Annotated in this window: 8 protein-coding genes and 1 pseudogene; 2 read left to right on the top strand and 7 right to left on the bottom strand. The window is 44.4% G+C overall.

The features are described from left to right. The 7 genes and pseudogenes from Q5866_RS15745 to Q5866_RS15715 all read right to left on the bottom strand — a co-directional run. Positions 1–109: pseudogene (locus Q5866_RS15745) on the bottom strand (ABC transporter ATP-binding protein); the annotation flags it as partial. Positions 110–134: 25 nt separating this feature from the next. Then, entirely contained in the window at positions 135–1,805 is a 1,671-nt protein-coding gene (locus Q5866_RS15740) for a PKD-like family lipoprotein (RefSeq protein WP_303181239.1), read from the bottom strand. A gap of 17 nt (positions 1,806–1,822) precedes the next feature. Then, the gene (locus tag Q5866_RS15735) at positions 1,823–2,587 is read right to left on the bottom strand and encodes a DUF4843 domain-containing protein (protein ID WP_303181237.1); all 765 of its coding nucleotides are present in this window, start codon (positions 2,585–2,587) and stop codon (positions 1,823–1,825) included. Positions 2,588–2,613: 26 nt separating this feature from the next. Beyond that, positions 2,614–4,161 (bottom strand): RagB/SusD family nutrient uptake outer membrane protein, encoded by a 1,548-nt coding sequence (locus Q5866_RS15730; protein WP_303181236.1) that lies wholly within the window; start codon positions 4,159–4,161, stop codon positions 2,614–2,616. Between the two features lie 14 nt (positions 4,162–4,175). After that, on the bottom strand, positions 4,176–7,517 hold the full coding sequence (locus tag Q5866_RS15725; protein ID WP_303181235.1) for a SusC/RagA family TonB-linked outer membrane protein: 3,342 nt from the start codon (positions 7,515–7,517) through the stop codon (positions 4,176–4,178). Between the two features lie 148 nt (positions 7,518–7,665). Beyond that, positions 7,666–8,874: a FecR family protein gene (locus Q5866_RS15720; RefSeq protein ID WP_303181233.1), complete on the bottom strand. Its 1,209-nt coding sequence runs from the start codon at positions 8,872–8,874 to the stop codon at positions 7,666–7,668. 160 nt (positions 8,875–9,034) lie between these two features. Further along, positions 9,035–9,571 (bottom strand): RNA polymerase sigma factor, encoded by a 537-nt coding sequence (locus Q5866_RS15715; protein ID WP_303181231.1) that lies wholly within the window; start codon positions 9,569–9,571, stop codon positions 9,035–9,037. A gap of 523 nt (positions 9,572–10,094) precedes the next feature. Between Q5866_RS15715 and Q5866_RS15710 the strand changes: the two genes are divergently transcribed. Then, entirely contained in the window at positions 10,095–10,883 is a 789-nt protein-coding gene (locus Q5866_RS15710; protein WP_303181229.1) for a TatD family hydrolase, read from the top strand. Between the two features lie 3 nt (positions 10,884–10,886). Continuing rightward, positions 10,887–11,927: an asparaginase gene (locus Q5866_RS15705; protein ID WP_303181227.1), complete on the top strand. Its 1,041-nt coding sequence runs from the start codon at positions 10,887–10,889 to the stop codon at positions 11,925–11,927. Positions 11,928–12,042 lie beyond the last annotated feature (115 nt).

Below are 12,042 nucleotides of genomic sequence, written 5' to 3'. Positions count from 1 at the left end.
GCAATCCATAAATCCCGTTCTTGGTTATCTCGAAATCAATATCCCGTATCGCCCACTGCACACTGTAACGATGAGATAAATGTTCTATTTTTACAATTGATTCTGACATACAATATGAATAATTTATACAAACATTAGTATTGATCTATATAAGAATCTTGGTTATTCAATTCTTTGAAAGAAACTACTTTACCACCGACATTCAACGTACAGATCTCCTTAGGATTAGGCGACAACGGCTCTCCATACGGTGTATCATACACGATAAAATTCCCCATTTCCGTACCCACAAACAATCTAACATAGTTCTCATACGCACCCCAAGCCATATAAGTAACTCTGTCATTCGGGTCCTTCAACGTGATAAAAGGGTGGTCTGTAAATCCTAAATTACGATCAATGTAACGGATCTCATTTCCTTTACTATACAATACGTAACGTTGCTTATCTACTTCAAGCCGTGTTCCCAATCTTGTCAAGAAAACAGTTCCTTCCTGCAAATTTCCCACAGGAAACTCCATGAGTCTATTTTCCGCACCGTTTTTCACCTCTCCGGTCTTCGCATCCGTGGCAAACTCAGTCCACCAAGTTTTACCGGAGGCATCATTATAAATCATACCAAAAACCGGATATTCTCCACCCATCATAGGATGCCCTGCATCCTGTACATACCAAAGATACAAAGGTTTCGTACCGACCGGCATATCCCACACCTCGGCACACCCACTAATTTCCACGCTTGCCGTAGATTTTGTGGATGCCAACTTGGCTATTTGGAATTGCTCACCATCTTCAACCCACTGTCCCCAACCGGGGAACCACTCTTCATATTTCAAACTTCCACTCTTCGTGAACATAATAGAAACCACCCTTCTGTTCAACACATCATAACACGGAATGGATTTAAACGCCATGGACGCACGCCCGATCAATGAAATCTCGTACCCTTTGGCGTCTAGAACCATTGGTTCCTGTCCGAATTCTCCCGCCAAATTATTTTTACTCATCATCCGACGATACAACGCCCCTTTCTCATCTCTCACGAATGTCTGTAAACCGAAATCGCCTCCTATAGAATATACATCATATCGATCCATAATATTTCCGACAAACGACAGCTCTTCCAAATTCCCCACCTTCATGAAATTCTCACAATTGATCTCGTACATTCCTGAAGAAGATACTACCGTAATCGAACCCATCGCCCCGATATTCGTTGCCCCATTAGCGTAACTCATAAATTTAGGAGTCCCAACAAGCTCTTCACCATTCATCTCGAAATAGACATTATCTCTCAACTCATAATTCCAAATACCGGCATCCGCAACACGCTTGATAAAGGAGAGTTTAGAATTTCCTCCGTTTTCCGACAACACGAACCAATCTGCCGAGGCATTCGAGGGGGTGATAGTCACGTATATCGGCAACACAAAAGTAACACCGGTATTTTTTTCAATAATCGAAAAAGTTCCGTTTTTCCCTTTCCCGTCAAACTTCACCATACCAATCCGTTTGATTATCTCATCGGTAGATATCTCGAAATCAGCCTCATGACTCAATACTTCGTCCTCCAACTTCCATTCGTAAGTCACTTCTGATGCCCGCTGCAAAGAATCCACTCTCCAAGCAAAATAGGGACTTCCTCGAAACTTCGTTATCTCCCCTGCACGTGCATACATCGTGATGGCACTTTCCGTCCAAATCGGTTCATCGACGTTCTTGTAATCATAATTCCCTTCATCATCAAAACAACTTGTTAAAAAGCCCAACATGAAGACTCCTAATAATATTATACTATTTCTCATACTATTTCATTTTAACGTTAAATCAATGAATCCAAAATACGTCGGTATTTTTCTCCGTCAACCGGATCGTCCAAATGCTCGTTCAACCATTTCTTGAACCGATTCACCATATCGATCGCTTTTGCCGGACTCTCTTTTATCATCTCTCCGTCAAACTCGTTAGCACCTTCCACAACCTCCAAGAACAATTTATACTTCTCGTAAGAATACTCTCCTAATAGAGCATACTGCACCTCATAATCCCACCACTCGGGTTTCGTCTCCACGTTTGTCCACACGATCACTGCCCGACGACGTTCATATTGTCCAAGCTCTACCGCTTCATTCGGGACAAGTTCCACGACCAAACGAATTCCCTCCTCACCCATTGCCACCAAACGATCCGATCTGTGCAACGTCACCGTTATCGTATCCCGGATCTCCTTGTCGCCTTCAACCACAGGCCGCGCATGAAAGGTGTATTGTTCCTCCAGCGCATATTCTTCTGCCTGGGCCGTACCGTCATCCGTGATCGCCTTCAACCCGAAATGCAAATCCGAAGTCAACATTGTTCCGGATAATTGTACCGCCAATTTCACCTGAATAGATTTCGTCCCGTCCGGGTAAAAGAAAAAGGACGCCCGAGTCGTGTCTGCTTGCTCGGTCCCCGGAGAGAGGGCATTCATGTAAAATTTATCGAAATAAATTTGGTGCTTTCCGTTAAAAACGCTGATGTCATCCTTGTTGCAAGCAACGGCTAACAACACAAACACAACGAATATAAAATATATACCTCTTTTCATAACATCTTTTTATCGGGTTCAACTAATTACTTCTGATCTGTCGGTAAAGGCAAGCAAGCCTCGCTTTTCGTCAATTTCCGAGAAACCCCATTCCGCTCAAAGGGTGCATCCAACCTCTTGTACAAATAGAATAACTGCCCTTCCGAAATCCATTCCCTACGTGCATCTTCTACCAAATCCGTCACGAATTCGGAGAAACTGTTTTGTTGAGTCAACGTATTTGCCAATCCACGCTTTGCCCGAATATCATTTAAAATGGAGTATGCCTCTTCAAAATTTCCCTTCTTGGCGTAATACTCTGCCATAATATAACGCATCTCCGTCAAACGCAACACCGGGGACATCTTCAAATGCTCGCTCTCTTTCGGATTTGTCGAGGGAAGATACCATTTACCTGAAATCGGATACACATACTGAGCAAAAAAGATCATACAACTGGAACGAATATCCGTTTGCCATTCATCATTACCGCGGCTTTTGAATAAATCCGCACGTCGCACCAAGAAATAATTATTGACAGTTCCTCCTCCGCCCTCCGGGGCTTTCGGCTTAAAATAATTCTCTAAGCCGGCTTCATCATACGCTCTCTTATTGTAAGCAGTAAAAAGAATACTTGACTTTGACTTGTAATCTCTCCGGGCATCAAAAGCCTCAATATCATTTCCAGACTTAAATGTCAATCCACTAAAATCATCCTCAAAGAATGCCTTTCCCCCTTCCTGTGTTCCGGCCTCCACAACCTCCTTGGCACAAGCGAAAGCCTCGTCAAGACGGTTGGCATATTGATACACGCGTGCCTGCAAGGCAACAATCGCATGATAATTCAACCGATAAGCACGACCATAGAAGAATGACTCGTAATCCGAAATCGTGGGCAAAGAAGTCCGCATCGAAGCTGTCGCATTAGCTTTCACTCCTGCTTCCGTGGTATCAAACACGGCAACCAACTTTTTGGCTCGCTCCAAATCACCAATCACTTTCTCCAAAAACGGGGTAACCTGAATACTCGTTGCCAGGATATTCGGATAAGTATCAACATAAGGCACGTAAGTCTGCTGGTCATCATTCACGGGCGCCGGAGCAAATAGGCGCAACATATCAAAGTGCAGTAACGCCCGACAAGCATACGCCTCACCCATGATCAAACTCCTCTCCAACTCGCCCTCCCGAAATTTATCTGCCGAGGCTTGCTCTATATTCTGGAGCAAATCATTCGCATTGGCAATCACCTTGAAAGCGGACAGCCACACCTGATCGATCACATCCCGAGTCGTATTATCCAAATACCTGAATCCTTGAAATGCTTTATACAAATCAGACCGATTCGCATCTTCGTTATCCACGTCATATTGCTGGGACATACAGTCCACCATCCCGAACGAAAGTTCCCGCCCGTACAAAGCAGTCACACTCATGGATTTATACAAGCCGTTCAACACGGCACGGTACCCTTCCCCATCAGCAAACAAGTGTTCCGACTCGAATTCTCCCTCTTGCTGCACATCCAACCAACTCTCGCAAGCCGTAAACGACAACAGGAAAACAATGGCTAATATTTTACTATATATTTTCATATCACTCCTTTTTATCAAATTCCTATACTAAGCGTAAAACTATAATTCCGCGAGAACGGGTAACTTGTACCTCTCTCTTCCTTTACCGTCGACAACCGGAATACATCGTTCATATTAAAACGGATAGACAACATATTCAAACGATATTTCGATATCAAAGCCCGGCTGAAATCATATCCCAAAGAGAGCCCGCTAAGATTGAAATAATTATAATCCTGCACGAACCGAGACGTCACCTGCGTCTGCGTGTCCTTCCCCATATCATAGAAGGGTGTACGGTCACCCGGTTTCACCCACCGCTGCGTTAATACACGTTTATCCACGTTCTGGTCGTAAATACGCGCATTCTCCACTTTATTCAACAATGTCTCGTTATACGCCTGAGCACCCCATTGATACATGAAAGACGTATTGAGATAGAAACCTTTCCAACTTACGTTCAAGCCTAAAGACCCCTGAACATCTGGATTGCGATCCCCAACAACCACCTGATCGTTAGGATCCCATGTATAGGTAGCCATACCATTTTTTTTGATAAACCGCTCCCTACCGTTTGCCGGATCGATTCCATCCGAACGAACCGCATAGATAGCAGACTTAGAAGCTCCTTCATAATAAAGGATGACCGGACTACTCAAGATATCCTCGTACTCGCTCCTACCGTTCTTTAAATTTTCCCATTCTTTTAATATTGCCGCATTGTAAGCCTGTACGTCCTCACCCAACTCCGTGATCACGTTCTTGTTATGTCCCAACGTACCATTGACAGCCACCATCCAATCCTTGTTGCGAAAAAGCGTGGCATTCAAAGTCAACTCTATACCCTCATTTTTGATTCCGCCGGCATTCACGCTATAAGAGGTAAAACCAGAAGATTTACGCACGTTGATGTTATCAATCAAATCGGTGGTCTTCTTGCAATAATACGAAAAATTCAACGAAATCAAATCATTCAGGAACCCCATGTTCAAGCCAAGATCCAAGGTCTTCGTCTTCTCCCAAGTCAGCTTCGGATTCCCCAACGACATAAGCCCAGCAGCAGGTCCAGTGAAATACCACGCATCGGAATCAATTTTATATGTCGTAGTTGCCATGTTCGACGGGAAACTCACATTACCGGTGCTACCGTAAGAGCCTCTTAATTTCAACATGGAAATCAACCAACTGTCTTTCATAAAAGCATAATTATGGAAATTTATACCGGCTCCTATGGACCAGAACGGTGCCCACTGTTTGTCTTTCCCGAACTTAGAGGAGGCGTCAAAACGGAAAGAACCATCTAACAGATAAACATCCTTGAATGAATAATTGACAGAACCTAAGATACCAATTTTCCGATTTTTATTCGACGACACATTGGATTTATCCAACTGTTTTGCCGCATAAATCGGGGAATAAGCATTACTCAACCCGAACCCCGTGAAAGTAGAGGAAGACGCCTCACTTTTATCCTCGCTCAAATCCACACCAAAAGTCACGTTCAAAAAATGTTGCTCGGAGAACGTATTACTATAATAAAACATCGCCTTACCGCTCCAACTCCAACCACTATTATCAGATATGTTCAATACCCCCTTATCCTCTTCGGCTGCCCCACCCAAAGCTAAGTCCCGAGGATCGTTAAACGACTTCGATTTCCCCGTCTGTTTTCGGATACTGAAAGAACCCTTGAATTGGAACCCATCCAGAAAATACATGTTCACGTTGAAATTATTCGTGATATCATCATTAGAACTCCGTCCGTCAAAACTATTCAAATAATGTACTTTATACAACGGATTATCCGCACTGTACCCCCCGACGGATACTTTCTTTAACATTTCGCCATCCTCGTCGTACAACTCCACGTAAGGTTTCAACGTCGTGTATTGAGAAAAATCTCCATAAGGTGAATTTTCCGATTGTGTCTTATTATACGTAATAGAATTCAACATTTGCAACCACTTCTTCGGACGATAATCCAAGGTCAATCCAGCCCCAACCCGCCTGCGGTGGGAACCTTTCATCACACCGTTGTTGCTGTCGTAATTAAAATCCAAACTGTAGCGGATACTCTCCTCCCCACCTTGGATATTCAAGCTATGCGTATGATTGAACACATTGCGCAAAGGCTTGGACATCCAATCCGTGTTCACTCCCCGCAAAATATTATTCAATCGGGCGTGATATTCCTGATCGCACCAAGATTGCGTATTATTTTCATCGGGTGTATATCGCCCGCTCAACCGTTCCACTTCCAACATCTCCTTCGCATCGCAAAGGTTGTAATCCGACAAATCCGGGAAATCTGCACCCCCGCTAAAATTATACGTGATCCGCATCTCGCCCGGCTTCGGGGCTACCGTCGTCACAACTACCACGCCGTTAGCCGCCTGCGAACCGTACATTGCCGTGGCAGCAGCATCTTTCAAAATCGTCATGCTCTCGATACGGTTCATATCCATATCATAAATTTTCTGAACGTCCACCTGGAATCCATCCAGAATAAATATCGGCAAATTCGGGTTATCTTTTAAATTCGTCCGTTGGGTACGTCTATTCTTCTCCGCTTCCAACCCCTTGTTAATCTCAATGGACGACTCTCCCCGAATATTAAACTCCGGTAATGCATTCGGGTCCGACCCCCAAATATTGTTTTCCTTGAGTCGAAAAGAAGGATCGAACACCTGCAAGGCGGCAATCACGTTCTTGTTATTCGTTTTCATCAACTGGTCTTTCGTCACCGTGGTCACGTTTCCCGTGAAGCTCTCCTTACGCACGTTCATGTACCCGGTCACCACGACCTCGTCCATCTTCACCTTATCCTCTTTCATCACCACGTTGATCGTGTCCTTACCCGTGTACTTCACCTCTTGGGTAACCATCCCCACGAAAGTATAAACCAACACGACCTCCTTCATCTCCGGTAGCGTCAGCGAATACCGTCCCTCGGCGTTCGTGGCGGTACCGAGATTCACCCCTTTGACACGCACCGTCACTCCCGGCAAAGGCTGTTTCTCCTCATCCGTCACCCGCCCGGCGATACGGATTTCTTTCTTCTTCTCGTCATCCCTGACAGGTTTCAACACGATCACGGCGTCCTCGATCACGTAGGTCAATCCCGTCCCTTTCAAACATTCTCTCAAGATTTTCTCGATATCGGCAGCCTTGACATTCACGCTAACCTTCCCGGCTTTATCCAAATCCTCCTGATTATACATGAACACAAAGGTCGTCTGGCGCTCTATCGCCCACAAAACATCTTTCAGATAAGAGTCTTTCATCGAAAGAGAAATCTGTTGCCCCGTTTGGGAATACACGGACGCGTTCGTGCTCATTATTCCCAATAGAACAAATAATAATGTACACTTCGTCATAAGCCATAGCTTTTTAAATTTCCCTAGATCGCTCTGTGGAAACATTGGTTTTTTTTCCATAAATTTGTTCTCTAAATGCGTTAATAATTATCTCTGTCCCAACGGAGGTAATTCAGGCAGGAAATGTTACCGGCATTTCCTGCTTTCTTTATCTGCCGCGTTTAACTTTTAGAACTTTACCGTTCCTCTCTATTTTCACCTTACCGTTCAATTCAAAAACGCGCAACAAAGGCTCTATCGTCTCGTGGCGACTCATGTTAAAACCGAACCGGAAATCTTTCACCTCGTCACTGTCATACTCCACCGTCACGTCATACCAACGTTCGACAATCCGCATAATCTCCTCCAATCGCACGTCACGGAAGCGGAATTTGCCATCTTTCCACGCCGTGTAATAACTGACATCCACTTTCTCCACTTTCACGCCCCCCGTCGCTTTATCCAGAACCAATCGTTCATCCGCGTGCAACCTCTTCGAACCGGTAATCCCTTTCCCTGACACCGCCACAGCCCCTTGAACCAAAGTCGTGCTTGTAAACACCTCATCCCGGTAAGCGGTAACATTAAACCGCGTTCCCAACACGGTTACATCATAACACGCCGTCCTCACGACAAACGGCTTCTCCTCGTCTCGTGCCACCTCGAAATAAGCCTCCCCTTCCAGTTCCACGTCACGGGTATCCCCGGTAAACCGGACGGGATAACGAATCCGGGTCATCGAATTCAAGTACACCTGCGTCCCGTCACTCAACACCAGTTGATATTCCCCGCCTTTCGGTACCGTTACCACGTTATATATCAAACTATCCGTCGGAACCTTCCCTGCCGTGTCTTGATAAGAAAGCATATTTCCGCAATTCTGTATAACCATTCCATCGTTTACCCGGATGGCACCGGAAGTTGCTGCCAAATCGACAACGTCCCCAGTGGACAAAATCAAAGAAGCTTTCGCCCCTCCCGGTTCAATCGTGTGGCTCGCCATTACCGGTAACACGGACTTATCTTCCGTCTGTCCTTTCCACAGATACAGCGCCACGCACAAGGGTACCAGCAATACGGCAGCGTAACGCGCGAAGCCTACCCACCCGCGGGAAATCCTTCTCTCCCGACTCCGTTTTTCCTTGTATCCCTTCCAACCGCTCTCCTTGTCAAACGAATCGAACTGCTGCTTTTTCCACCTCCGGTTCTCCTCGTTCAATAACCGCTCGTACAAGCGTTCGTGTTTAGCCGAACTCTCCCGCCACGCCGCCAGCTTCCGTTCCTCCTCCCCCGACAATTCTCCCGTCAACGAGGCCGCAATCCATTGAGCGATAACAAAAGGATCGTATTCCATATCATTTTTTCCTTGCTTCATCATAAATAAATTTTTCCTCCATAAAACCGTCTGTTATTACAATCGTTTTAATATATAACACGAAAATCAATTTTTATGGGGAACGGAAAATTCATTTTATTCCATTTATTTTCCCAAATAAAATAAAACACACAGATTTACAAAAACTTACACTCTTGAAAAATCAATGAAGAAACATAAATACCAAGTAATAATAATCTTTCAGCATCACACGCAGTTTCTTGTAAGCAATTTTTTTCAACGTGTGCACGGAACTCTCGGCAACACCTAAACGTTCGGCGATCTCTGAATTTTTCAAACCGTCCAAGGACAACTGTATGACTTGACGTGTTTGCGGGGGCAACGCGTTCACCGCCTCATAGAAAATCCTGTACGCTTCTTCCTCGATCAATGTCTCCGTGTAAAATTCCTCCGATATCACGACAGACAAATCTTCCCGTTTCAATTTGTTATCCCGTATCGAATTCAGACAGTGATTGCGCACGATCGTATAAAGAAAAGACTTTATATTAAAGGTATCATTAAAATCCGCACGGCGATGCCAGAACTTCACGAAACTCTCCTGCACGATATCAGCAGCCAAGGCATCATCTTTCAGGTAAGTCGCAGCGAACACGCACAAAGCCTGATAGTACTGGTCGAACAACTCCTTGAAAGCCTGTTCGTCACCCTGCCTGATTTTTTCGATAGATAATCCCATTCTTGCCTGTTTACGGAATGAATTGAATACAAAATTATAAAAAATCGGCAAAATACTCCGTTTTACAAAAAAAAATCAGGAACAAAATCAATATTCCAACATTAGAGGTTGTATTAAAACAAAACGAGCTATCTAAAATTTCAATCACACGAAGCTGTTTTCAATTTTCAACACAACACGAAGAAATCATCTACAAGTCAAGTCAATAACCTATATTAATACAACTATACTTCCATATCAATTCCGGTTCAATTCCGTCATGAACGCTATACGAACCCTATATGAACCCTATATGAACCCTATATGAACGCTATTATAAATAGCGTTCATAAAGGGAAATAAAAGCTTATCTAAAGTTTTTCATCTACTACTGAACCGGAAGTCATATGGAAGTATAGTTTGATTCTTTCAGGTTATTAGTATAAACAGTATTTATACTCATCCCGTGAAGAAAACCTGCAACCGGAAACCTTTGCATTCCCCCGAATTATTCCCTATATTTGTCCCGCAAGATAAAGAAAACATGTACATAGATACTCATTCGCACATTTACGCGGAAGAATTTGACAATGATCGGGATGAAACCGTGCGACGGGCTTTTGAAGCTGACGTCCGGTATATCATTTTACCGGATATAGATCGAACTACACGGCAATCCATGTTGGCGCTTGCCGGGCAATACCCGGATAACCTGTTCCCGTTGCTGGGAGTCCACCCTACCTCGGTCAACGCTTCGTACCGGGAAGAGATGAAAGCCTTCGAGAAACTTCTCGGGCAAACGACGATATACGGTATCGGGGAGTGCGGGATTGACCTCTACTGGGACAAAACTTATTACAAGGAGCAAATCGTCGTTTTTGAACGGCAACTGCATATCGCCCGTGAAATGGATCTTCCCGTGGTGATTCATTCAAGGGAATCCTTGCCAGAAATTTTCGCCGTGTTGAAAAAGCAACATTATAACATGAAGGGGATACTCCATTGTTTCCCCGGCAACGAGGAAGACGCCCGACGGGCGATAGATCTCGGGTTCCGGTTAGGTATCGGCGGGGTCGTCACCTTCAAGAAATCTTCTATGGCCGAAGTCGTCGGCAAAATAGAAACGGAACACCTTGTTCTCGAAACGGACGCACCCTACCTCGCACCTGTTCCTTTCCGGGGAAAACGGAATGAAAGTAGTTATATTCCGTATATAGCCACTAAAATTGCTGAAATTAGAGGTATTGACACGAAAAAATTACAGGAAATAACAACGAATAATGCGATGAATTTATTTAATTTGCATAGCAAAAGCGTGGAAAGTAAATTTTGATTTATGACAAAACCCGTGTTGATTATATATACTGGCGGAACCATCGGGATGGTGAACGATCCCGAAACGGGGGCGTTATGCCCGTTCAATTTCGACCAGATTGCCTGTGAAGTTCCCGAAATCAAAGAATTCGGCTTCACGATCGATAGTTATACATTACCGGAAATCATCGACTCCTCGGATCTGCAACCGAAGCTGTGGAAAGATCTGTGCGAGATCATCCTGAAGAATTACAACGATTACCGGGGATTCGTGATCCTGCACGGAACGGACACGATGGCATACTCGGCAGCGGCATTGAGTTTCATGCTGAACAACCTGACGAAACCGGTCGTGTTTACCGGATCGCAATTGCCGATCGGGAAAATTCGCACGGACGGGAAAGAAAATCTGATCGCCGCCATCGAGATCGCGGCGGCTTATGACCAAGAAAAAGCTATCGTACCGGAAGTGAGTATCCTATTCGGGGCTAAATTATTCAGGGGAAACCGGACGACCAAGATAAACGCCGAGAGCTTCGACGCGTTCCAGTCATTCAATTATCCCCCTTTAGCGAGCATAGGTATTCATATCCATTACGATTACAGCGCGATCGATTACACGCCGAGGGTGGAACCGGTGGAGGCATTCTGCGACGTGGACACGAATATCGCCATATTGAAAATATTCCCGGGTATGCGTCCGGAGGTGATCGACGCCGTAACGGGTATCCCGGGATTAAAAGGAATCATACTCGAAACTTACGGTTCCGGGAATGCCCCGACAAATAAAGTTTTTCTTAACAAAGTAAAGGATGCCCTGTCGAAAGGTATCTTTATATATAATGTTACCCAATGCCAAGGCGGAAGCGTGGAAATGGGTAAGTATGAAACAAGTAGAGAGCTACTTAATGCCGGAGTTATCAGCGGACATGACATCACGACGGAAGCGGCAGCGTGTAAAATGATGTACGTGCTGGGCAAATATAAAGACCCTAACGAAGTGAAAAAATATTTAAATAACGCCTTGAAGGGAGAAATATCACCCAAATATATTGGCTTTTAACGTTTTTTTTATACCTTGGTGCCCGATTTGGACTCAAGGTGGTGCAAATTGAAAAATATAACAGCTTAAAACAAAATATAGAGTTAAAATTTAATTATTAATAAACTAAAAATCA

The organism is uncultured Butyricimonas sp. (genome assembly GCF_959596855.1).
GTDB lineage: Bacteria > Bacteroidota > Bacteroidia > Bacteroidales > Marinifilaceae > Butyricimonas > Butyricimonas muris.
Note: the sequence above shows the minus strand (reverse complement) of the source record. Positions and strands in the feature narration are given on the sequence as shown.